At 68.7% G+C, this 21,092-nt stretch carries 24 protein-coding genes; 16 read left to right on the top strand and 8 right to left on the bottom strand.

Going from position 1 to position 21,092, the window contains the following annotated elements:
- Positions 1-20: 20 nt before the first annotated feature.
- On the bottom strand, positions 21-347 hold the full coding sequence (locus tag AC07X5_RS26820; RefSeq protein ID WP_494772611.1) for a hypothetical protein: 327 nt from the start codon (positions 345-347) through the stop codon (positions 21-23).
- Positions 348-370: 23 nt separating this feature from the next.
- On the opposite strand from AC07X5_RS26820, the gene AC07X5_RS26815 reads away from it, so the two are divergent.
- From AC07X5_RS26815 to AC07X5_RS26805, 3 genes are all read left to right on the top strand, one after another.
- Positions 371-640, top strand: coding sequence for a hypothetical protein (locus tag AC07X5_RS26815; RefSeq protein ID WP_494772610.1), 270 nt, complete (start codon positions 371-373; stop codon positions 638-640).
- Positions 641-816: 176 nt separating this feature from the next.
- Positions 817-975 carry a hypothetical protein gene (locus AC07X5_RS26810; RefSeq protein WP_494772609.1) on the top strand — a complete coding sequence of 53 codons (159 nt, stop codon included), beginning with the start codon at positions 817-819 and terminating at the stop codon, positions 973-975.
- 122 nt (positions 976-1,097) lie between these two features.
- A complete protein-coding gene (locus AC07X5_RS26805; protein WP_494772608.1) occupies positions 1,098-1,244 on the top strand; it encodes a hypothetical protein in 147 nt (48 codons plus the stop codon).
- Between the two features lie 310 nt (positions 1,245-1,554).
- On the opposite strand, the gene AC07X5_RS26800 is transcribed toward AC07X5_RS26805, so the two are convergent.
- Positions 1,555-2,193, bottom strand: a complete 639-nt coding sequence (locus AC07X5_RS26800; RefSeq protein WP_494772607.1) for a pilin — start codon at positions 2,191-2,193, stop codon at positions 1,555-1,557.
- Positions 2,194-2,445: 252 nt separating this feature from the next.
- Here AC07X5_RS26800 and AC07X5_RS26795 point away from each other — a divergent pair, with 252 nt between their 5' ends.
- Positions 2,446-3,000 (top strand): hypothetical protein, encoded by a 555-nt coding sequence (locus AC07X5_RS26795; protein ID WP_494772606.1) that lies wholly within the window; start codon positions 2,446-2,448, stop codon positions 2,998-3,000.
- Positions 3,001-3,150: 150 nt separating this feature from the next.
- Here AC07X5_RS26795 and AC07X5_RS26790 read toward each other — a convergent pair whose 3' ends face one another.
- Together AC07X5_RS26790 and AC07X5_RS26785 are read right to left on the bottom strand one after the other, a co-directional pair.
- The gene (locus tag AC07X5_RS26790) at positions 3,151-3,624 is read right to left on the bottom strand and encodes an AtaL-like protein (protein ID WP_494772605.1); all 474 of its coding nucleotides are present in this window, start codon (positions 3,622-3,624) and stop codon (positions 3,151-3,153) included.
- 44 nt (positions 3,625-3,668) lie between these two features.
- Entirely contained in the window at positions 3,669-4,586 is a 918-nt protein-coding gene (locus tag AC07X5_RS26785) for an SDR family oxidoreductase (RefSeq protein WP_494772604.1), read from the bottom strand.
- 109 nt (positions 4,587-4,695) lie between these two features.
- On the opposite strand from AC07X5_RS26785, the gene AC07X5_RS26780 reads away from it, so the two are divergent.
- Positions 4,696-5,622 (top strand): LysR family transcriptional regulator, encoded by a 927-nt coding sequence (locus tag AC07X5_RS26780; RefSeq protein WP_494772603.1) that lies wholly within the window; start codon positions 4,696-4,698, stop codon positions 5,620-5,622.
- Between the two features lie 308 nt (positions 5,623-5,930).
- Here the strand turns inward: AC07X5_RS26780 and AC07X5_RS26775 are convergent, their stop codons facing one another.
- The 4 genes from AC07X5_RS26775 to AC07X5_RS26760 all read right to left on the bottom strand — a co-directional run bounded on the left by AC07X5_RS26775 (position 5,931) and on the right by AC07X5_RS26760 (position 8,596).
- Complete coding sequence (locus AC07X5_RS26775; RefSeq protein ID WP_494772602.1) at positions 5,931-6,251, bottom strand: hypothetical protein; 321 nt, start codon at positions 6,249-6,251, stop codon at positions 5,931-5,933.
- A gap of 43 nt (positions 6,252-6,294) precedes the next feature.
- Positions 6,295-7,023, bottom strand: a complete 729-nt coding sequence (locus AC07X5_RS26770) for a YkgJ family cysteine cluster protein (protein ID WP_494772601.1) — start codon at positions 7,021-7,023, stop codon at positions 6,295-6,297.
- Between the two features lie 97 nt (positions 7,024-7,120).
- Positions 7,121-7,339, bottom strand: coding sequence for a hypothetical protein (locus tag AC07X5_RS26765; protein ID WP_494772600.1), 219 nt, complete (start codon positions 7,337-7,339; stop codon positions 7,121-7,123).
- 171 nt (positions 7,340-7,510) lie between these two features.
- A complete protein-coding gene (locus AC07X5_RS26760) occupies positions 7,511-8,596 on the bottom strand; it encodes a GNAT family N-acetyltransferase (protein WP_494772599.1) in 1,086 nt (361 codons plus the stop codon).
- A gap of 155 nt (positions 8,597-8,751) precedes the next feature.
- Here AC07X5_RS26760 and AC07X5_RS26755 point away from each other — a divergent pair, with 155 nt between their 5' ends.
- The 11 genes from AC07X5_RS26755 (at position 8,752) to AC07X5_RS26705 (ending at position 20,700) form a co-directional block, all read left to right on the top strand.
- Positions 8,752-9,234: an ATP-binding protein gene (locus tag AC07X5_RS26755; RefSeq protein ID WP_494772598.1), complete on the top strand. Its 483-nt coding sequence runs from the start codon at positions 8,752-8,754 to the stop codon at positions 9,232-9,234.
- A gap of 24 nt (positions 9,235-9,258) precedes the next feature.
- The gene (locus AC07X5_RS26750; protein ID WP_494772597.1) at positions 9,259-9,438 is read left to right on the top strand and encodes a hypothetical protein; all 180 of its coding nucleotides are present in this window, start codon (positions 9,259-9,261) and stop codon (positions 9,436-9,438) included.
- A 92-nt stretch (positions 9,439-9,530) separates the two neighbouring features.
- Complete coding sequence (locus AC07X5_RS26745) at positions 9,531-11,333, top strand: diguanylate cyclase domain-containing protein (RefSeq protein WP_494772596.1); 1,803 nt, start codon at positions 9,531-9,533, stop codon at positions 11,331-11,333.
- 273 nt (positions 11,334-11,606) lie between these two features.
- The gene (pgaA, locus tag AC07X5_RS26740) at positions 11,607-14,009 is read left to right on the top strand and encodes a poly-beta-1,6 N-acetyl-D-glucosamine export porin PgaA (RefSeq protein WP_494772595.1); all 2,403 of its coding nucleotides are present in this window, start codon (positions 11,607-11,609) and stop codon (positions 14,007-14,009) included.
- 12 nt (positions 14,010-14,021) lie between these two features.
- The gene (gene pgaB / locus AC07X5_RS26735; protein ID WP_494772594.1) at positions 14,022-16,019 is read left to right on the top strand and encodes a poly-beta-1,6-N-acetyl-D-glucosamine N-deacetylase PgaB; all 1,998 of its coding nucleotides are present in this window, start codon (positions 14,022-14,024) and stop codon (positions 16,017-16,019) included.
- Complete coding sequence (gene pgaC / locus AC07X5_RS26730) at positions 16,019-17,359, top strand: poly-beta-1,6-N-acetyl-D-glucosamine synthase (protein WP_494772641.1); 1,341 nt, start codon at positions 16,019-16,021, stop codon at positions 17,357-17,359. Before pgaB ends, pgaC begins: the two co-directional genes overlap by 1 nt.
- The gene (gene pgaD / locus AC07X5_RS26725; protein ID WP_409954453.1) at positions 17,356-17,850 is read left to right on the top strand and encodes a poly-beta-1,6-N-acetyl-D-glucosamine biosynthesis protein PgaD; all 495 of its coding nucleotides are present in this window, start codon (positions 17,356-17,358) and stop codon (positions 17,848-17,850) included. The genes pgaC and pgaD overlap by 4 nt, the downstream gene beginning before the upstream one ends.
- Positions 17,851-18,424: 574 nt before the next feature.
- Complete coding sequence (locus tag AC07X5_RS26720) at positions 18,425-18,943, top strand: DUF2059 domain-containing protein (protein ID WP_494772593.1); 519 nt, start codon at positions 18,425-18,427, stop codon at positions 18,941-18,943.
- Positions 18,944-19,078: 135 nt separating this feature from the next.
- The gene (locus AC07X5_RS26715; protein WP_494772592.1) at positions 19,079-19,561 is read left to right on the top strand and encodes a hypothetical protein; all 483 of its coding nucleotides are present in this window, start codon (positions 19,079-19,081) and stop codon (positions 19,559-19,561) included.
- Positions 19,562-19,587: 26 nt separating this feature from the next.
- On the top strand, positions 19,588-19,980 hold the full coding sequence (locus tag AC07X5_RS26710) for a hypothetical protein (protein WP_494772591.1): 393 nt from the start codon (positions 19,588-19,590) through the stop codon (positions 19,978-19,980).
- A gap of 138 nt (positions 19,981-20,118) precedes the next feature.
- Positions 20,119-20,700: a GAF domain-containing protein gene (locus AC07X5_RS26705; protein ID WP_494772590.1), complete on the top strand. Its 582-nt coding sequence runs from the start codon at positions 20,119-20,121 to the stop codon at positions 20,698-20,700.
- Positions 20,701-21,092 lie beyond the last annotated feature (392 nt).

Raw genomic sequence — 21,092 nt, 5'->3', positions numbered from 1 at the left:
CGGGAGCGCAGGCCCGGCGTTCACGCCTGCCAGACACCGAAGCCTGCGGAACGCAGGTCGATGCCGATCTCGATCTCGCGCTCCACCGCATCGTCGTAGCGCATGGGGTTGAAGCCCTCGTACAGATCGGGCAGCAGGCGCAGGCCGTACAGCATGACGAAGCGGTTGGCCTGGATGCCGGCCTTGTGCTTGTCGAAACGCACGTCCGGGTCCAGCCCTGTCATCCCCACGTACACGCAAGGCTTGCCCTCGATGTAGCTGGGGTTGCAGCGCAGGAACTTGCGCTCGCGCAGCACGGCCATCGACAGTTCGACGACATAGACGTTGTGGTGCGGGCGCCTGGGCATGGGGCTTATTGTGCAGCGGCCGCATGGTGGCTCCGGTCGGCAGCGGCTTACCTGGTTTAACAGACGGAGACAGTTTTGGCCTTGCTGCTGCCTGGGGCGCGTTCGAGGTGTTCAAGGGCCAGGATGCCTCGACGGGCACGCTGCACATGCTCGCCCCCTTCCAGGTCGACGGGCCGGACGCCCACCGCGATGGCGTTGTCTACATGAAGAGCTTTTCCATACAGCTGCCCAAGGGCATGGCCAAGGACGATTTTGGCGCCAAGCATGGGTTCCGCTTCAAGGCCGACGTGTAGCTGGCCGTCCCCGAGTCCAATGAGTACGACAACATCTTCATCTGGGAGAAGGCCCAGACGCCCAAGGTGGCGCCCATTGTCCTGCCGGACAAGCCGACGCCGCCCAACCCGTTCTCCAACCTGAAGTTCATCGATTTCAAGGCGGTACCGGGCTCGCGGCGTGAGCTGGACGGCTGGTGAAGAACCTGGGCAGCGAAACCTCTTACCAACTGGAGCTGCACCTGTCCATCATGGGCCCACCCACACCGCCCAGCCCCACTGGCAGTGTGCTGGAGACGGCCAGCGCCAATTCCACCAACATCCCGAGCGAGGGTGCCACCTGGGCGCGCGTCTAGGCGCAAACCGACTTCGTGGTGGCCTGTGCCGACCTCCCGGCGCGCCAGTTCAGAACCCTGCAGGCCGAGCCAGGGGCCCGGCGCTTTCGCCAGGTGCAGGATGGCAGCAGCAGTGCCAAGGGTTGGCCGGCAAGGTGATTCCGCGCTTCCTGGTGGTGGACAAGGACTTCGACTTCCTGCCGCTCAAGCCCTTCTTCATCCTGCTCGTGAACGAGATGCGCAGCGAGAAGGTGGCCTTTGGCGAGAACCCCGTGGGCGGCGACAAGTAGCAGGGCCAGGGCGGCAAGCCGATCGCGATCCCGCGCAAGGACCGGTAGCCGCTCGCCGCCCAGCGGCGGGCATCTGAGGCTCTCTGCGGGCGGGGGTGAGCAGGTCAAGGCGCTGCATTTCGTCGATAGTTGCCGCGCGGGGTTTGCTCACGCTTGGGGTTCTTGCGGTCAATGGTGCGTGCGCTCGCTGGACATGCAGCCAACACCTGCTGGATGGCCGCCTCGAAGGGCGAGCAGTAGGATTTCATGAGTGCATGAATGGATACCGGTCAATGCGGGGATGCCTTCGTTGTCGGGCGTGCTGGCAGGTTTATGGAGCAGGAAGCCGGCAGGACAGCGGCATCGCCTTGTGGGGCACACCTTGGCAGACCCATTTCACCTCGGTCGCCTGGATGGATGGCGTCAAAAACAGCGCCGATGGCGGATCGTCGGACAGGACCACGATGCTGCCATCGTCTCGTATGGCCCCCATCTTTGCGCGACCGGATGGAGAAAACTCCAGTCCCGCCCCTGCGCCTTCCACTCTCCCGCGTTGAAGGATGTGCGCGGCGATTGCTTCCCGTTGCAATGATGTGGCTACCAAAATCTCCGCTACCTTGGACCGGTCGGTGTAGCACTGGTATGTCGGAAGCACCAATGCCGCCGGAATGAAAGCCACACAGAAGACCGCAATGAGTTTGACCAACTCCCATGCGGAGCGCCCCAGTACCAGCGCAAACGCTCGAAGTGACCGAACCGGGGCAACTTGCAAGTGGTTGGTCCAGATGACGATGCAGACCACGCACATCAGCCATGCTGGCCCCCAGGGATCGATGCCTTGCCTGCACTGGCCGGACGATACCATTGCCACCGCACTGGCGACGATGGCCAGCGACAGCAGCCAATGCGCTCCGCGCAGAGGGTTCAGGCGTGCAAGGAAACTGGAAGCGGGCAAGGCAGTCTGGCTCATCGGTCGTGGATTGGTGCCATGGTATCGACACCTGAAACCTCTACAGGCTTGCACGAAAAGCGACTGCTGCTGTCCTGCCCGGCCAGTGGGTTGCCAGAACTTTGTCGTCGCATGGTGCTTCGAACCTGGGTGCGCTTTGGCTGAATAGGTACCACGGCAGAGCGGCCGAGCATTGTTCCTGGCAGTATCGTACTTGACCAGCACATACCCGCCTGCGCCAACTGCATTCTTCCTCCGTCCATCAATCCCGCCATGCACAAATTGTCCCGTCCGATCGATGGCCATTGGATCCCCCATTCCCACAGCGCCACCTACTGCCTGGCGCCGATGGAGGGGCAACCCGGCGAGCGCCTTCTGGCGGGCGTCCCCGGCGGTGACCCTGCGCCTTTTGCGCACCTTGTCGTCAGCCTGGAGCCCCCGTACTTCCTGCTGTACGTGCTGCACACACCGCGGGGCGAAGGCGATGCGGGACGCTACCAGAGCCCGCCCTTGTCCAGAGCGCAGTTCGAGGATTTCATGCACCGGTTCGGCACCTACCTGTCATCGGATGCGCGGTTCGACCTGTGGGCCCATTCGGCCGCGCAGCGGGCCACCGTGGTCTGGGATCGGCACAACCAGCTGTTCGCCTATGGGCCACTGGACGGGTACGCAGCGGTGCTTGACGCACTGGGCTTTGCGCGGGGCGATACAGACATGTCGTTTCCCCACCAACACCACTATCGCCAGGAGTTCGACAGCGAAGCTCTGGCGCTACTGGCATACCTACCCTGGTCGCACACTCCGCTGCGCCCCGAAGACGAACAGTGAGGCAGGCCCGGCACTGTACGCGCGGTGCGGCCTGTTTGGCCATTTGCCCCGTGCCTGGGCGGTGCCGCAAGTGGCGTCGATGGCGCTCACGGAGCAGGTGGGCGTGAACCACCAGGCCCTGCGATCCCCTTTGCCCGGGTGCCCACGCGTTCAGAGCAGCCCTTGCGCCACCAGCTCCCGCGTGCGCTTCAGGGTGGACAGCAGGGCGGTCTTGTAGCCCTTGTCGCTGTCCATGAAGGCCTGCTCGGACTGCTCCTCGGGGCCGCCGGGCGCCTTGCCGCGCAGGCCGGTGTAGCAGTAAAAGCGCAGTTGCAGGGCGCCAGCCTCGTCTTCAAACAGCTCGTTGACGATCACGCCCTCGCGCGGACCGGTGGCCTGGAAAAAGCTCACCTTGTGGCCGGGCTCGAACGCGATGATCTCGCGCAGCTCGGCGCCGCCGATGGTGGCCTCGCGCACGATGTGATCGGCGCCGTCGTAGACCACGTCGCAGCGGGTGCACAGGCCGGGCGGCAGGAATTGGCGCGCGTCACGTGCTTTGAGGACGAGGCCGGCCCAGGCCTGGTCGCGGGTGAGCGGTGCCTCGCCGGCGGGGTTGACGGGAACGGTGGCGGTGGAATAGATCATGGTGTTCTCCTGGGTGAATGGAATGGGGTGGAATGGGGTGGGGCTCAGGCCTGCGCCGATGCAGCGACGGCGACCTCGGTTGCAAACTCACGGTAGCTGCGCAGCGGCCGGCCCAGCAGCGTGGTCAGGCGCTCCACATCGCCCGCCTCGGGCACCATGCCGTCGGTGAGAAAACGCTCGGCCATCAGGCGCATGTCGTAGGCCATCCAGCCGGGCATGAAGTGGCGCAGGTTGGCCTCGAAGGCGGCGGTGTCGTCGCCGCCGTGCACGATGGGGCGGCCCAGCACCTCGGCCCAGAGGGCGGCCACGCCGGCGCCGGTCAGGGTGTCGGGGCCCACCAGGTTGATGCGCGTGGTGGGCAGCGGGCCTGCGGCCTGGGCGCGGCGCAGCAGCTCGATGGCGGCCACCTCGGCGATGTCGGCCGTGTCCACCATGGCCAGGCCCTTGGCGCCGATGGGCATGGGGTACACGCCGTGGGCCAGCACCACGTCCTTGATGGTCCAGTCGTTGCCCATGAAGTAGGCCGGGCGCAGGATGGTGGCGCCAAACCCCATCTGCTCGATCATGCGCTCCACGCCGTACTTGCCCGCGAAGTGCGGCACGTTGACATAGCGGTCGGCATGGATGACCGAGAGGTAGACGATGCGTGTGATGCCCGCTTCGCGTGCCAGGTTCAGCGCCACCAGGGCCTGCGTGAACTCGTCGGGCACCACGGCGTTGAGCAGGAACAAGGTGTCCACGCCCTGGAACGCGGCGCGCAGCGAATCCACGTCGAGCAGGTCGCCCTGCACGGCCGTCACGCCAGCGGGCAGGTCGCCGGCCTTGGCCAGGTCGCGCACCAGGGCACGGACGTTGGCGCCGCGCCGGGCCAGTTGCTGCACGACCTGGCGGCCCACGGTGCCGGTGGCACCAGTGACGAGGATGGCGGGGGAAGAAGAGGCTTGGGAAGAGGCGATGGTCATGGAAATTTCTCCGGGTTGGGTGGTTGACAGCCCGAACTTTAGGGATCCCATCCGTGATCCGATAGCCGTTATAGTTGGACGCACTGTCTCACCAGCGGAACACTGCGCCATGGACCTGCACGCCCTTGCCGACTTCAACCTCGTCGCCCGCCACGGCGGCTTTGGCCGCGCCGCGCGCGAATCGGGGCGGCCCAAGGCCACGCTGTCGCGCCGCGTGGCCGAGCTGGAGGCCGCCCTCTCCCTGCGTCTGCTGGAGCGCGGTGCGCGCGCCGTCAAGCTCACCGAAGAGGGCCGCGCGCTGCACGAGCGCACCGGCACGCTGCTCACCGAGATCGACGAGGCTGCCGCTGCCATCGCCTCGGGCGGCGGGCAACCGCGCGGGCGCCTGCGCATCAGCGCGCCGCTGCTGTTCTCGCAGACTGCCATGGGCCGGCTGGCTGCCGACTTTGCGTTGCGCCACCCCGCCGTGCGGCTCACGGTGACCACCGAGGACCGCAGCGTGGACATGGTGGAGGAGGGCTACGACCTGGTGATCCGCGTCAACCCGCCGCCCGACGCCAGCCTGATCGGCCGCGTGCTGCTGCGCGACCGCTTGGTGGTGGTGGCCCCGCCCGGCCTGGCGCGGCCACGCAAGGGCAGCACCACTGCCGTGCCGGCCGTGGTGCGCGGCGCGGGCACGGCGCAGCAAGGCAACGCATGGGAGATCACGGCGCCTGCCAAGGCCAAGGGCAAGCCCGCCGCACCCCAGACCCTGGCCACCGACCCCGTGCTCAGCCTGGCCTCGCTCATCATGGTGCGCGACGCCGTGCGCCGCGGCGTGGGCGTGGCCCGCCTGCCCATCTCGCTGGTCGGCCACGATATCGCGGCCGGCACCCTGGTGCACTGGGGCGACGTGCCCGGCCCGGCCATCGAGCTGTGGGCGCTGTACCCGTCACGCCGGCTGCTCAGCGCGCGGGTGTCGGCGTTTCTGGATCATCTGAAGCAGGCGTTTCCGAAGGGGGCTCCGGAGGAATTGGCGGCGTATGTCGGAGGGTAAAGGCCAGGCCGCTGAACCGACTGCCACGCGGTGCAAGCCAGTCGCGCTCTGCCAGAAGCGGCGCGACAGGTCCAGGCTGCTGTACTCGGTGACCTTGAGGAAGTGCCATCCGTAGCCCCGCAAGCGCTCCCAGCGCCCGATGCGTTGCGCTTCGACCTCTTGCGGCCGGTGGCCGGTGACGGGGCTGTGGCATGCAGCCGCACCTGCCGGATGCCCGGCAGCGGCAGCACCACGGCCCTGCAGTATCTCGGCGATATTGCCGCAAGCGTGGGGTAGGCCGCCAGGGTGGGGCCTGCAGCGCATCGATGTCAGCATGCGAGCGCAGGGGCAGGGCCTGGGTGCTTGTCAGCGTGGCCAGCAGGCTGGCGTCCCGCAGGCCGTGCGCCAAGGTCTTGTGCGTTGAGGGGCGCGGGCAGCAGGGCCAACTGCTCGTACACGCGCCTATCGTTGGAGGCGGTGCGCTCGTCCAGCAGGATGTGCAGGTAGGACTGGATGACCCGCAGGCACAGGCCGGGCAGGCCGATCCAGACGATGAAGGGCCGTGCCTTGGGCAGGGCCCACCAGCGCTGCAGGCGGCTGGCGCCCAGCGCGGCCCATTCCTCTGGGTGGCGCCAGAGCCAGAATGCCAACAGGCCGGCAGGCAAGCCCACCTCAGGGTTGGTGGTCGATCGATCAACCAGCGGCGCTGGCGGGCTGTGGTTGCAGGTCCAGGTACTCCACGCCCAGCCGGCCGGCCTGGCTGGCGTCCAGCGCATCGGCGTGGATCTCGGCCAGGATCTCCAGCGTGGTGGCGCGTGGGCTCAGCAGGCGCCAGTCGCCGGGCGGATCCTGCGCCGGGGCCATTGCGGTGGCGCAGGCCATGGCGGCGCTCGACTCCTCCAGCGCCGCCAGCAACGCAGCGCGCGGCGGCTTGTGCACCACAAAGCCTTCGTTGGCCATGGCCGCCACGCGTATGCCCAGGGCATCGCACAGGCGCTGCTTGGCGGGCATCTCCTGCACGGCCAGGTGGCGGGCCTGGTCGATCAGGGGCTGGGTGGCATGGTCCACCAACTGGCCCGCGCGCACAAAGGCCGGGCCGCGCGCATCCCAGGCCTCGGGCGGGCAGGCCTTGGATTCGGCGCCCAGGGGCTCGAAGGGGTTGATCGAGGCCGGGTAGATGCGGCAGACCAGCGGCCGCTCGGCATAGATGCCGCAGCGGTTGTCGTCCATCAGGTTCGGGCAACGGCCGGGGAACGATGCGGCCAGGATGACGCCCACCCGCACCGCCATGGCCGCGCTGGCGGCGGCAAAGCTGCGCTGCCGCTTGTAGGCCGCGAAGGCATCGTCCGCGGGCGGCTCGGCAGGCCATACCACCGCGTCGCACAGCAGGTGCACATCGCCGCCGCGGAGCAGCCAGGCCATGGCTTCGTGCACGGTCAGCGGCACCCGGTGGTTCTGGCAGCACCGGCCGCACTGCGTGCAGGCAAAACTCAAGCGCTGCTGCACGGGCGCGGCTCCGCTACCCCGTGACCATGCCGCCCGCGTCCAGCGCCGGCGGGCGCAGCAGGTCGGCATCGATGCCCATCACCTGGCTGGCCTTCTCCACGGCGCGCCACAGCGCGGCGGGCATCTGCAGGATCTCGTCGGGCGTGGAGGAACGCGCGATCCACGCGCTGATCTCGGTGTGCTGCTCGTGCGTGAGCAGATCCAGGCTCAGCATTTCGTCGATGGTTTTCATGGGGGCTCGGTCAAACGGTGGATCTTCAGGGGGCGGGCTGCAGGAGCAGGGTACCACTTTGCCTCAGAACCTGTTTACGATCTCCCAGGGGTCGCGCAGCCGCCTTGGCGGGATGGGATGCCAGGCGCGGTGCGCTGCCGATGGCGGCCATGGCAGCGCCTGGCCCCTTGCTCAGCCGGCAGCGACCCTGTCCGGCCCCGGCACCAGCGGCTTGCGGTACACGCAGTTGCGCCGGTCCACCACAAAGCCGCAGTCCTCGTACACGCGGTTGGCACCGCTGCCGTTCTGGCTGTCCACGCCCAGGCCCGACTCGGCCATGCCGGCGGCGGCCTGGGCGCGCAGGCTGTGCGAGATCAGCGCGCGGGCCAGGCCGCGGCGGCGCCAGGGTTCGCCCACGCTGATGAACTCGGTCCAGCCGCGCTGGCGGCCGTTGCCCTGGTTCCAGGTGGGGTCGATGTAGGTGCGCACCTGTCCGGCCACCTGGTGGGTCTGCACGTCCCAGGCGACTTGCCACAGATGGGGCTGGAACACCGGGCTCTTGAGCCACTGCAGGTAGTCCGCCTCTTCGGGCGGGCAATATCCCCAATGGCTCTGGAAGGCCCGGCAATGTGCGTCCCAGATGGCGCGGTAGTGGTCGGGTTGCACCGGCCGCAGCTCCAGCCCTTCGGGCAGGGGAAAGTCGGCTACCTGGTCGAGCGTGGGGCGCACCATGGTGAAGAAATAGCGCTCGGGCGTGTAGCCGGCTTTTTCCAGCAGGGCTGCGCGCGCGGTCTCGCCCTGGGTGACGAAGGCGTGGTGCGCATGCCGTGCCGCCAGCGGGTGCTCAGCTGCGGCCTGGGTGCGCTGGCGCTGTTCCAGCCAGGCGTGCAGCCTTCTGCCGATGCCCTGGCGGCGCCAGTGCGGCGCGACCACGGCGAACTGGGCGTACAGCTGCAGACCGTCTGCCTGCGCCCATGGCCAGGAGCGCACGTAGCCCGCGATCTCGGTGCCGGCATCGGCGATCCACACGTCGCGTTCGGGCACGCAGCTGGTGAACGATGCGTAGTCGCGGGCCACCTCGGGCACGGTGCGGAAAAAGCCGGTGTCATCGGCGGCGAAACTGGCGTTGGCGCATGCCACCATGGCCTCGTAGTCCGAGGGGCCGGCAAAGGGCCGGAAGGTCACGCGGGGGAACTGGCTGGTGTCTATCAAGGTCATGTCCTCGTCCTCGTCCTCGTCTTCGTCTTCGTCTTCGTCTGAGGGCTGCTGTCGCTGCATGCGTGCAGCGCTTGGGATGTCTCTGCCGGGGATGGTAGCGCGGCCTTTGGGCATGCGCGGGCGGGAGCGCGTCACCCATTCGGGGGGCGGCGCCACGCCAGTCGGCCCGGAGGGCCGGGCGCCAGCAGGGCGGGGCGCAGGACCGGGAAGCCGAGATGGTCGTCGTCGAAGTGTCCGACACCGGCAGCGGCATTGCGCCGGACGACCTGGACAAGGCGTTCGAGCCCTTCTTCACCACCAAGCTGGTGGGCCAGGGCACGGGCCTGGGCCTGAGCCAGGCGTATGGCTTTTGCCAGGGCGTGGGCGGCTGCGCGCACATCTCCAGCGAGCTGGGCAAGGGCACGCGCATCAGCCTGTACCTGCCCAGCACGGCCCCCCGCGCAACCGGGGACGAGGCCGCCGCAAACACCACCTTCAAGCCCCTGGGCAGGAGCCTGCTGGTGGTGGAGGACAACGACGAGGTGGCCGAGTCGCTGGTGCCCCTGCTGCAGTCGCTGGGGTGCACCGTCACCCGGGTGGACCGGGCCGACAAGGCCATCTACCTGCTCGATGAAGGCGAGCGGCCCGACCTGGTGCTGACCGACGTGATGATGCCCGGTGCGCTCAACGGCGAGGTCCTGGCCAGGCACCTCCGCTAGAAGTGGCCTGCGCAGCGGGTGGTGATGATGACCGGGTATGCCGAGCAGCTGGCCCGCATCTCGCAACTGGGCTTTGACGTGCTGCCCAAGCCCTGCACGCCGCAGATGCTGCATGCCGCCATCGGCAAGGCGGGGGGAGCCGTGCATGTTTGCAAGGAGGAGGGTGTTTTCCACGGGGGCTGCCGCGTGGCGCTGCGTCGATAATGGGATGGCCGCACCTTCCCCCTTGCTGAATTTCCTTGCCGCATTCCATCGACCTTTCTGACGCCAAGCTGAGGCGTTTTGCGATTCACCTGGTGTGTGGCAACCTTGCCATCATCGGGCTGCTGTTCGTGGCGGGGTGGGTCGGGCTCAAGACCAGCCTGCATGCCGACGAGGCCCGTGCCGCCGAGGTCGCGCAGAACATGGCCGCAGGCCTGGCTGCGGAAATCGCCGGTGAACTCAGGCTGGTCGACAACGCGCTGTCGAGCGCCACGTCCGCTTACCGGGCCGGGTTGGCCGATGAGGCCGGACCCCTGGCCATCGACAAGGTGCTGCGCCACCAGGAAAAGCTTTTGCCCGAGGTGGACGCCATTCGCATTGCCGGACCCGATGGCATGGTGCGCGCGGGGCTGGCCCAGGGCGCCGCGCCGGTGAGCATTGCCGACCGTGGCTATTTCGAAGCCGCACGCCTCACCGATGGCCTGGCCGTTTCCGAGCCCCTGCAGGGCCGGATCACCAGGCAGTGGGGGATCGTGCTGGCAAGGCGCATCGAAAACCGGGATGGGAGCTTTGGCGGCGTGGCGTACGCCGCCCTCTCCAGCGCGCATTTCGCGCGCAGCTTCAGCCGGTTGAAGCTGGGCAAGTCGGGCGCCATTTCGCTGCGCTCCAAGGACCAGCGGCTGATTGCGCGCTTCGTGCCCGACGAGCCCATCAGCGACAGGAACATCGGCTCCGCCAGCGTGTCCAGCGAGCTCAGGGATGCCCTGGCGCGCAACCCTGCACAAGGCTGGTACCGCACCCCCACGGCGCTCGACGGCATCGAGCGGGTGACCGCCTACCACCGGGTTCCCGGGTTCGAGCTGACGGTTCTGGCGGGGCTGGCCCCGAGCGACTTCCTGGCGCCCTGGCGGCGCGATGTGCAGATCATCGCCGCGCTGCTGCTGCTGGCCGGCGTGTCGATGGTGGGGGCATCGTTCGGCCTGTATGTCCAGCGCCAGCGCCATGTGCTGGCCGAACGGCGCATCGCCGGCCTGCTCCAGCAACAGCAGCTGATGCTGGACAACGAGCTCATTGGCATGGTGCGCACCAAGAGCCGCACCACGGTCTGGTCGAACAAGGCGTTCAAGGCGATCTTTGGCTACGGCCCCGATGAACTGGATGGCGAGCCTTCGCGCCTGCTCTATCTGGACGACGAGTCCTACGAGCGGGTCGGGGCGCAAGGGTATGAGCACCTTCGCGACAACCGCCGCTACCGCACCCAGCTCAAGATGCGGCGCAAGGACGGCAGCCCGGTCTGGATCGATCTGAGCGGGACGCCCGTCTCGGGCGACGAATCGCTGTGGATGTTTGTCGACATCACCGCCATGAAGGGGCGGGAGGACCAGTTGGCGCAATTGGCCCTGCACGACGCACTGACCGGCCTGGCCAATCGCACGCAGTTTGCCGAGCGCCTGCGCGCGGCGCTCGAGCAACTGGGCGGGGCATCGAGCCTGGTGGCTGTGTGCTACATCGACCTCGACGGCTTCAAGGCCGTGAACGACGCGCTGGGGCACGCCGCGGGCGACCAGGTGCTGGTGGAGACCGCCAGGCGCTTGCTGGCCTGTGTGCGCAGCCAGGACACCGTGACGCGCCTGGGGGGCGATGAATTCGCCATTGCGCTTACCAACGTGCAAGACCGGGGCCAGGTGGAGACCGTGCTGAACCGGGTGCTGGAGCGGCTCAGGCAGCCCATTGCGCTGGCCGGGGGCGAAGCCCGCATCCGCGCCAGCATCGGCGTGGCGTATGCGCCGGACCATGGTACCGAGCCGCAACTGCTCATGCGCCTGGCCGATGAAGCCCTGTACGAGGCCAAGCGCGCCGGCAAGGACTGCTACAGGGTGGCGTCCCCGGCGCCATAGCCTCTGATTGGCGCAGTCTGGTCGGCCATGGCCTCTTCGCTGACACAGGTGCGGCCCGCACAGCTACAGCGCCCCGTCCCCCCATCGGCCACCATGGCTGATGCTATTCATCTCCCTGCTTTCACCATGCACAGCGCGGGCCTGTGGGCCTGCCGCAGCTGCGCATGGCTGCTGCCTCCCTCGGTCCCTTCAAGACTTCGCCCCTGAAGCAGCCCGGTGTTAGGCGCGGCCCGCCATGCGCCCGGTGCTTCCGGAAGGGCATTCAAGGCCGCGTTGGCCACCGGCGCAATGGTCTGTGCGCTGGCGCACGCATCTCCCCCGCTGAGCGACAGTTACGACACCATGGTGCGCCGCGCCCGGGAGGGTGATACCGCGCCCGCCCTTGCTTTTTTGCGCACGCAGCCACTCACTGAAGCCGACGGGGCGCGCCGCGTGGCCGACTGGATCGATATCGCCGGCTGGGCCGGGCTCGATGGCGAGGTGGTGCAGGTATACCGCCAGCATGGCCTGCAGCGCGCGCTGCCGGTGAGCACGCTGGGCACTGTGGCCCGCGCCCACCGCAACCTGCGCGAATGGGATGACGCCCTGGCCGTGTATGCCCGTGCGCTGGCCCTGGCGCCCGGCGATGCGCAGCTGCGCATTGGCCAGGTGCAGGTGCTGGCCGACGCGGGGCGCGACGAGCAGGCGCTGGCCCAGGCCCAGGCCCTGGTGGCCGATGCGCCCATGGTGGCGCAGCGCCGCCTGGCCCTGGCCTATGTGCACACCGCCGCACGCCGCTTCTATGCCGCGCTGACCGAGGTGAGCCGCGCCCGCTCGCTGGCCCCCGACGACAACGCCGTGCAGGTGGCCTATGCCGATGCGCTGCAGTCGGCCGGCCTGCCAACGCAGGCGCAGCAACTGGTGGATGCGCGCCCCGCGCTCATGAACACCGCGCAGCAGCGCCGGCTGCAGGCCGACATCGGCGCCGAGCTCGTGCGGCTGTCCTTTTCGCCCACGCGCAGCGAGGGAGAGCGCTTTGCGCTGGCCGACCGGGCGCTGCTGCACTACGAACGCGCGCTGACCACCTGGCGCGCCGACCCCGACGCCGCGCGCGATCTGCAGCGCATGCGCGTGGACCGCATTGGCGCGCTCACCGTGCGCGCGCGCATGGCCGATGCCGTGGCCGAGTACGAGGCCCTGCGGCGCGAAGGCGTGCCCGTGCCCGACTACGCCCTGCGCTGGGCCGCCGGCGCTTACCTGTACCTGCGCCAGGCCGAGGCCGCGCGCCTGCTCTACAGCGAGCTGCTGGCGCGCAGCCAGGCCGACCCGGCCACCCCGGCGGGCAGCGTGATCGACACCTCCGGCCTGTTCTATGCGCTGGTGGAAACCGAGGCCATGGACAAGGCCGTGGCCCTGGCCGACAGCACGGCGCAGGCGCTGGCAACGACCCCTTCAGGCCTGGGCGCCTGGCCAGGCGCCGCCATGATGGCCGCGCAGGCGCACAGCTTTGCCGACGACACGCCCGAGGCGCAACTGCGCTTCGAGCGCATGGTGGCCATGGCCCCCGGCCACCTGGGTGCACGCATCGCTTTGGCGGGCGTGTACCGGGGTCGCGCCTGGCCGCGCCGCGCTGAAGAAGAGCTCAAACTGGTCGAGGCCATGGAGCCGCGCGCCCTTGGACTTGAACTGCAGCAGGGCTTTACCGCGCTGGACCTGCAGGAGTGGGCACAGGCCGATGCGCTGGCCGACGACGTGATGGCGCGCTACCCCGAAAACCGCCAAGTGCAGCGGCTGGACCGCCTGCGCCGCGTCTACCGCATGCCCGAGCTGCGCATCTCGGGCTACCGGGGCCTGTCGTCCAGCCCCAACCCCACCATCGGCAACGGCGACTACGGCATCGACACCGTGGGCTACAGCGCACCGCTGGCGGACGACTGGCGCCTGTTTGCCGGCCACGGCTTTGGCAGCGGCGACTTTGCCGAAGGGCGCGGCCTGCACCGCAGCCTGCGCGCCGGCGCCGAGTGGCGGGTGCGCGACAACACGGTGGAGGGCGAGCTCTCCACCCACGAGTTTGGCCACGGCCAGCGCACGGGCCTGCGGCTGGAGGGGCGCCACGATTTCAGCGACCGCTGGCAGGTGAGCGGCGCGGCCGAGCGCCTGTCGCGCGACACGCCGCTGCGCGCGCTGCGCAGCGACATCACCGCCAACAGCGCCTCGGCAGGCCTGCGCTGGCGCGCCAACGAGCGGCGCGAGTGGAACCTGTCGCTGGGCGCGCTCGACTACTCCGATGGCAACCGCCGCACGGCCGTGGGCGTGGTGGGGCGCGAGCGCCTGTTCACGCGCTACGGCGTGGTTGCCGATGCGGTGCTGGAGCTCTCGGGCTCGCGCAACAGCCAGCCCGGCGGGCCGTACTTCGCGCCCGAAGCCGACCTGTTCGTGCTGCCCACGCTGGATGTGTCGCATGTGCTGTACCGCCACTACCAGACCGAATGGCGCCAGCGCCTGCAGCTGGGCGTGGGCGCGTACACGCAGCGCGGCTACGGCACCGGCAACGTGGCCACCGTCGGCTATGGCCAGCGCCTGCGCATGAACGACACCTTCGAGCTGGGGTTGGCCGTGTCGGTCACCCGCCGCCCCTACGACGGGGTGAACGAGCGCATCGTGCGCACCGCGTTCGACCTGCTCTACAAATTCTGAGGTGCTGCTGCCATGATCCCCGTGTTTCTGCGGCTTTTGTCCCTGCTGGCCATCGCGGCGCTGGTCTCTGCCTGCGCCAGCGGGGCGCCGCCCTTCGTGCACCCGCGCGACCGCGCACTGCCCCATGCCGAGCGCCCCTGGCCGGCCAACAGCTTCGTCACCGTGGCGTACCACGACGTGCAGGACGCGGATGTCGATGCCCGCTACCTGGCGGTGCGCACCGAGCGCCTGGTGGCGCACTTCGGCTGGCTGCGCGAGAACGGCTACCAGCCCGTGTCGGTCGACCAGATCCTGGCCGCGCGCGACGGCGGCACGCCCCTGCCGCCCAAGGCCGTGCTGCTGACCTTTGACGACGGCTACCGCAGCTTTTACGACCGGGTGTACCCGCTGCTGCAGGCCACCGGCTGGCCGGCCGTGCTGGCGCCCGTGGGCGCGTGGCTGGATGCCCCCGCCGGGCAGACGGTGGACTTTGGCGGCCAGCCCACGCCGCGCGAGCGCTTTGCCACCTGGGCCCAGGTGGCCGAGATGGCCGCATCGGGCCTGGTGGAGGTGGGCGCGCACACCAACGACCTGCACCAGGGCGTGCTGGCCAACCCCCAGGGCAACCTGCAGCCCGCAGCGGCGGCGCGGCGCTACGACGCGACCAGCGCAAGCTACGAGGGCGACGAGGCCTTCACCGCGCTGGTGGATGCCGACGTGGCCGCCATCACCGCGCGCATCCGCCAGGTCACCGGCAAGACCCCGCGGGTCTGGGTGTGGCCATATGGCACGGCCAGTGGAACGGCGCTGGCTGTGGTCCAGCGCCATGGCTACCAGATGGCGGTGACGCTGGACGAGGGCCTGGGCCACACCGGCACACTGTTCAACACGCCGCGCCTGCTGGTGACGGGCGACCCCTCGGTGGACCAGTTCGCCGCCGCCGTGGTGGCCACGCAGGAGCCGCGCGTGCTGCGCGTGGCGCATGTGGACCTCGATTACCTGTACGACGCCGACCCGGCGCAGCAGACGCGCAATTTCGACCACCTGGTGCAGCGCATCTCGGACCTGGGGGTCAACACCGTGTTCCTGCAGGCCTTTGCGGACGTGCAGGGCGATGGCACGGTGCACAGCGTGTACTTTCCCAACCGCTGGCTGCCCATGCGCGCCGACCTGTTCAACCGCGTGGCCTGGCAGCTGCGCACGCGCAGCCGGGTGGCGGTGTATGCGTGGATGCCGGTGCTGGCCTTCGACCTCGACCCGGCACTGCCGCGCGTGCAGGCGCTGGCGCCGCCGGGTCGGACTGCAGAGCCCGGCCAGTACCGCCGCCTGTCGCCGTTTGACGCCACGGCGCGTGCGCGCATCACCGACATCTACGAAGACCTGGCGCGCAGTGCCTGGTTCGACGGCGTGCTGTTCCACGACGATGCGCTGCTGTCGGATTACGAAGACGCCAGCCCCGGCGCCCTGGCGGCCTACCGCCAGGCCGGCCTGCCCGCCAGCGTGGCCGAGCTGCGCGCCGACCCGGCCATGCACCAGCGCTGGACGCGCTTCAAGACGCGCGCATTGACCGACTTCACCCTGCACCTGGCCGAGCGCGTGCGCGCCATCCGCGGCCCGCAGGTGAAAACGGCGCGCAACCTCTTCGCCATGCCCATGCTGGCGCCCGAGAGCGAGGCCTGGTTCGCGCAGAACCTGGACGACTTTCTGGCCGCCTACGACTGGACGGCCCCCATGGCCATGCCGCTGATGGAGCAGGTGCCCGAGGGCGAAGCCGACGCCTGGCTCGACCGCGTGGTGGACACCATCACCCGCCGCCCTGGCGCGGTGGAGCGCACCGTCTTCGAGCTGCAGGCCTTGGACTGGCGCACCGGCCAGCCGGTGGCCAGCGAGCGCCTGGCGCACTGGATGCGCCGGCTGCAGGTGCGCGGTGCGCGCAGCTTTGGCTACTACCCCGACAACTTCATCAGCGGGCACCCAGCCATCCCGGCAGTGCGCCCCGTGCTATCCAACAGTGGGGCCTTGCAGCCATGATCATTCAACGTGCCATCGCACTCTCGGTGCTGGTGTTCATCATTGCCGGCCCGCTTGCGCTGCAGGCGGCCTTCACCAGCGATGCGGTGCTGGACTTCGTGTTCCTTTATCCGCTGTTCATGTCCGGCATCTGGATTGCGGGCGGCCTGTACTACTGGATGCACTGGGAGCGCCACTGGGCCTGGGGCCCCGATGTACCGGCCCCCGAGCTGGCGGGCCAGCCGCTGGTGTCCATCCTCGTGCCCTGCCACAACGAGGGCGACAACGCCGGCGATGCGCTGCGCGCCGCCCTGGCGCAGCGCTACCCGAACATCGAGGTCATCGCCATCAACGACGGGTCGAGCGACCACACCGGCCAGGTGCTCGATGCCCTGGCCGCCGAGCACCCGCGCCTGCGCGTGGTGCACCTGGCGCAGAACCAGGGCAAGGCCATCGCCCTGCGCATGGGCGCGGCGTCTGCGCGCAGCGAGTACCTGGTGTGCATCGACGGCGATGCGCTGCTTGACCGCGATGCGGTGGCCTACCTGGTGGCGCCGCTGATCAACAACCCGCGCGTGGGCGCCGTCACGGGCAATCCGCGCATCCGCACGCGCTCCACGCTGGTGGGGCGCATCCAGGTGGGGGAGTTCTCGTCCATCATCGGGCTCATCAAGCGCACGCAGCGCGTGTACGGCCAGGTGTTCACCGTCTCCGGCGTGGTGGCGGCCTTTCGCCGGCGCGCGCTCGATGACGTGGGCTACTGGAGCCCGGACATGATCACCGAGGACATCGACATCAGCTGGAAACTGCAAAAGCGCCACTGGTCGATCTTCTTCGAGCCGCGCGCGCTGTGCTGGATTTTGATGCCCGAGACACTGCGCGGCCTGTGGCAGCAGCGCCTGCGCTGGTCGCAGGGCGGGGCCGAGGTGTTCCTGAAAAACCTGCGCGGCATGTGGCATTGGCGCAACCGCCGCATGTGGCTCTTGATGCTGGAGTTCTGCATGTCCACCGCATGGGCCTTCATGTTCGGGCTGACCATCATCCTGTACCTGCTGGGCAGGTTCTTCGACATGCCCGAGCACCTGTACGTGCCCACCATCATGCCGCCATCGTTCACCGGGCTGGTGCTGTCGGTCACCTGCCTCATGCAGTTCGCAGTCAGCGTGTCCATCGAGCGGCGCTACGAGCCCACCATCCGCAGCACGCTGCTGTGGATGATCTGGTACCCGGTGGTGTACTGGATGCTGAGCCTCTTCACCACGCTGGTGAGCTTTCCGCTGGTCATGCTCAAGTCGCGCCAGTCGCGCGCCCGCTGGACCAGCCCCGACCGTGGCATCCCCAGGAGCAACACCACCCCATGAAAAACCCACTGATCCGCACCCGCCAGGGCCGCCTGATGCGCGTGTTCGACCTGCTGGCCACCCTGCTGGCCTGGGCCGGCTTCTTCTACCTGGTGGGCCGCGGCGTCTTCGAGATGGTGCGCTACCAGGGGCCGGGCCTGGCCGCGCGCCTGGAGCCTGTGATCGCCACCGCCGACACACTGGCCGGCTACGTCGCCATTGCCGGGCTGAACGCCTGCGTGCTGGCCGCCTGGGCGCTTTACAACCAGATGCGCCGCCGTGTGGAGCGGCGCGGCAAGATCCCTGCGCTGGACGACGCCGGCCTGTCCGCCAGCTTCGACCTCACGCCGCAGCTGCTGCGCGCACTGCGCTCGGGGCAGATCGTGCAGGTGCGCAACGACGAGCATGGCGGCATTGCCGACGTGCTGGCATGGGGCCACCCGGCCATGCCGGGTCACCCATCGCCTGCCAATGACCCTCGGGGTCAGCGGTATGCTGGGGCTGTGCGGTAGGGCGCTCAGGTGGCAGGGCGCTTGTATGGCTGCGTTGTTGACTTGCTGGGCAAGGGCGCCTTGCATCCAGCCCCCAGGTCGGGCAACGCGATCCCCGAAATCAGTGTTAACAGGCTCTGGTGTCCCGGGTTCGAAATTCGTTGAGTAAATCTCCCGGCAATCGCCGCCATGCGTCGTTGCAAATGCGCGCCATGCCACCGGGCATGGCTGTGCTTTGCGCCTGGCCTGGCAGCGATTTCGGCAGATTTCTTTCTTCAACGAACTTCCAACTCAGGACACCAGCAGGCTCCACGGGAGTGCAGAGGGATGGTTGCGGCCATTCCTGCCAATGCCGTCGCCCATGCCATTGCTGCCAGTCGCCGCATATGGCAATCCCTCGGATGTGGCCGGGGGGGAGCGCAGGCATGCACTGATGTTCCTTCACCAGGTGTGGGCTCTGTGCCGGCTGGAACAAGCTCACCCATTCGGGGGGGAGGGCGCGCTCGAACCGAAACGACCGCGTCGGCGGGATACATTCGCTGGGCTCCGATCACGGGCGCCTTTTGTTTGTCGTATGTCCCTCGGAGAACGAACCATGCACCACCATCGCCTTGTCCACTTCGCTGTTGCCACCCTGATCTGTGCCGGCATGCCGACGGCCTTTGCCCAGGAAACCCGGCAGGAGCTGGTGCAGAAGATCGCCATCGCGCAGGGTGTCCAGGCCCAGTTCGAGCAGCAGCTGGCCGACCAGCGCGAATCCTTGAAAGGCTATGGCGCCAAGCTGCTGGGCGACATTGTGGGCCAGAGCGGTGGTGAGGCGAGCGATGCGCAAAAGGCCGCGTTCGACCGGTTCGTGCAGCGCTGCGCGCAGATGTTCTCGGGCAAGGAACTGGCCGCGAAATGGGTGGCCAGCTATGGCGCCGATCTGTCGGTCAGCGACCTGCGCGAGATCCTCAAGCACTACGAGTCCCCCATCGGCCAGAAGGAGGTGGCCGCCAACAAGGCCGCCGCCTCGGCCTTCTCGGCATGGATGAACAGCGAAGGCCAGGCCCGCACGGGCGTGCTGCTCGCCGGGCTGATGAAGGATCTGCAGCCGGTGCCCGCAAAGCGCTGATCCGCCGCTGCGGCATGCGCTGATGGCCCGTGGCGCAGCCGCCGCAGGCTGTGCCAGGCTGTGCGGTCATCGCACACAGCCCGGGAGGCGCCTTGTCCTACCCGGCCGGAGTGCGGGCTGCGGCACAGTGCACGCATGGCAAAAGCGGCTGCGCTCCATTCGTCGCCCACTTGGCCAGCCGCCCGCCGGCTGGTGTGGACGCTGCTGCCCTGCATGGCCGCGCTGGCCGGTTGCCAGGGCACGCATGAGCTGTCGGCCAGCGGTTGCCTGCCCCTGCGCGCCCCGGCGCAGGTGGTGCTGGTGCAGGAGGCCGGCCTGTACGCCGTGCGCGATGCCAAGGCGCTGGTGCTGGCCGCACACCCGCGCAATGCCGTCAACGACGGCTTTCATGGCATGCAGCTGATGCGCACGCTGCCGCCGGGTACCCGGCTCCAGATCGAGCGGCTGCAGCAGGCCTGGGGCTTCGACGTGGGCAAGGGCCGCATCAGCGCCTTCGGTTCCACCGCCGGTGCTGGCGAGCGCTTCGAATACGGCTGGGGTGGCGGCACCACGATTGGCCGCGCGCCGTGGGAGCCGGCCTCGGTGCCCAATCTGCGCACAGTGGCATGCGGCGATTGACCGATTCCGGAAAAAAGGAGCATTCGATGGAGCCTATTCATTTTTGCCCGCGCCGGCTGGCGCTTGCTACGGCGGTGCTGTTGGCCGCCGGTACGCCCGCGCTGGCGCAGACGGCGAGCGTGCTGTATTCCGCGCGCCCGGCCATCGCGCTGAGCGTGAGCGACAAGATGGCAACCCGGCAGGCGCCGGTGGAGTTCACCGTGACCATGCCCGGCGGCCAGACCACAAAGGCCACGGCCGCGCCCCAGAGCGATGGCGAGCTCGCAGGCACCGTGCACTACCCCAGCGATTTCGGCAACGCCGGCACCCGCGTGGGCGACTACAGCTGGACTGCGCGCGTGGGCGGCAAGGTGGTGCTGACGGGCCGCTTTGCCTACCGGCCGGCGCAGGGCGGGCAGATGCTGTTGGTGCCGGGGTGAGCCGGCGCATGCCTGCACGGGCCTGCCATCCTGCCGGATGCGCCTGTGCATCTCGGGGTGGCAAAAAGAGACTTGAAAAGTCGCGGTCTTCGGGCCTAGAGTGCATGGATGCATTCCAACCTGAACACGGCAACCCCCATGGATGAAGCCGAGAACCTTCCCGCCTGCCCCAGCGACATCCTGGGCGAGGTCGACGTCAGCCGGCAGATGGCCACGCGACCGGGCTTTCCGGCCGATTACGAGGCCGAGAGCGTCGCCATGGCGCGGCTGGTGGAGGTGCTGGCGACGCGCCCGCGCGACATGGCGCAAGCGCTGGCGGATGTGGCGATGGAGCTCACCGGGGCGGCATCGGCGGGGGTGTCGCTGGAGCAGGGCGGGCCCGAGCCGGTGTTCCGCTGGATCGCCACGGCCGGCGAGTACAGCCGCTACGTCAACGGCACCATGCCGCGCAATTTCAGCCCCTGCGGGGCGGTGGTGGCGCGCGGCGAGGCGATCCTGGTGCGCGAGCCGATCAAGGCGTTCCCTTACATCAAGGAAATGCATGCGCCTGCGCGCGAGGTGCTGCTGGTGCCTTTCTTCAAGGGCAGCGTGGCTGTGGGCACGGTGTGGGTGGTGCACCATGACCACCAGCAGTTCGACCGCGAGGACCTGCGCGTGCTGCGGGTCATCACCAACTTTGCCAGCGCGGCGATGCAGGCCACGGGCTTGCTCGGCAACTGACTGGTCCGAGGGGCTTGCCCGACGCTGACACGGCGGCCCCAACTGCCCGCGCTGGACGGGGCCCAGGCCTGCGAGTTCAATGCGGATCACCCGCAGGCAGCGTGGCACGCTGCCTGGGCGTGCCAATGCATTGCCAAGGCTGCGGGCCTGAGCTGGCTGGCGCTGGCCTGGCCGTCTGGCTGCGCTGGAGCATTCTCCTGGTGGTGAGACTTTGCGGTTATTATCAATACCGATTGGTTATGAAATGGTGCTGCGCCCTGTGCGAGCATGGGGCCGGCCGCTGGCCTGTTGGCATGGCGGCTGTCTGCTGGTGCCGGGAGCATCCACTGGTGGTGACTCTCATTGGATCGCTCGCTAGGAAGAAACCATGTGGATGAGAAAAGGAGCGGGCG

Source organism: Acidovorax sp. GW458-11-26-14-TSB4 (genome assembly GCF_059423865.1).
Note: the sequence above shows the minus strand (reverse complement) of the source record. Positions and strands in the feature narration are given on the sequence as shown.

What these genes read in the sequence shown, in the direction of transcription:
- AC07X5_RS26820 (WP_494772611.1), bottom strand. Translation starts at nt 347, where the DNA reads ATGCCCAGGCGCCCGCACCACAACGTCTATGTCGTCGAACTGTCGATG.
- AC07X5_RS26815 (WP_494772610.1), top strand. Translation starts at nt 371, where the DNA reads ATGGTGGCTCCGGTCGGCAGCGGCTTACCTGGTTTAACAGACGGAGAC.
- AC07X5_RS26800 (WP_494772607.1), bottom strand. Translation starts at nt 2,193, where the DNA reads ATGAGCCAGACTGCCTTGCCCGCTTCCAGTTTCCTTGCACGCCTGAAC.
- AC07X5_RS26795 (WP_494772606.1), top strand. Translation starts at nt 2,446, where the DNA reads ATGCACAAATTGTCCCGTCCGATCGATGGCCATTGGATCCCCCATTCC.
- AC07X5_RS26790 (WP_494772605.1), bottom strand. Translation starts at nt 3,624, where the DNA reads ATGATCTATTCCACCGCCACCGTTCCCGTCAACCCCGCCGGCGAGGCA.
- AC07X5_RS26785 (WP_494772604.1), bottom strand. Translation starts at nt 4,586, where the DNA reads ATGACCATCGCCTCTTCCCAAGCCTCTTCTTCCCCCGCCATCCTCGTC.
- AC07X5_RS26780 (WP_494772603.1), top strand. Translation starts at nt 4,696, where the DNA reads ATGGACCTGCACGCCCTTGCCGACTTCAACCTCGTCGCCCGCCACGGC.
- AC07X5_RS26770 (WP_494772601.1), bottom strand. Translation starts at nt 7,023, where the DNA reads ATGGCCTGGCTGCTCCGCGGCGGCGATGTGCACCTGCTGTGCGACGCG.
- AC07X5_RS26765 (WP_494772600.1), bottom strand. Translation starts at nt 7,339, where the DNA reads ATGAAAACCATCGACGAAATGCTGAGCCTGGATCTGCTCACGCACGAG.
- AC07X5_RS26760 (WP_494772599.1), bottom strand. Translation starts at nt 8,596, where the DNA reads ATGCAGCGACAGCAGCCCTCAGACGAAGACGAAGACGAAGACGAGGAC.
- AC07X5_RS26755 (WP_494772598.1), top strand. Translation starts at nt 8,752, where the DNA reads ATGGTCGTCGTCGAAGTGTCCGACACCGGCAGCGGCATTGCGCCGGAC.
- AC07X5_RS26750 (WP_494772597.1), top strand. Translation starts at nt 9,259, where the DNA reads ATGATGACCGGGTATGCCGAGCAGCTGGCCCGCATCTCGCAACTGGGC.
- pgaB (WP_494772594.1), top strand. Translation starts at nt 14,022, where the DNA reads ATGATCCCCGTGTTTCTGCGGCTTTTGTCCCTGCTGGCCATCGCGGCG.
- pgaD (WP_409954453.1), top strand. Translation starts at nt 17,356, where the DNA reads ATGAAAAACCCACTGATCCGCACCCGCCAGGGCCGCCTGATGCGCGTG.
- AC07X5_RS26720 (WP_494772593.1), top strand. Translation starts at nt 18,425, where the DNA reads ATGCACCACCATCGCCTTGTCCACTTCGCTGTTGCCACCCTGATCTGT.
- AC07X5_RS26715 (WP_494772592.1), top strand. Translation starts at nt 19,079, where the DNA reads ATGGCAAAAGCGGCTGCGCTCCATTCGTCGCCCACTTGGCCAGCCGCC.
- AC07X5_RS26710 (WP_494772591.1), top strand. Translation starts at nt 19,588, where the DNA reads ATGGAGCCTATTCATTTTTGCCCGCGCCGGCTGGCGCTTGCTACGGCG.
- AC07X5_RS26705 (WP_494772590.1), top strand. Translation starts at nt 20,119, where the DNA reads ATGGATGAAGCCGAGAACCTTCCCGCCTGCCCCAGCGACATCCTGGGC.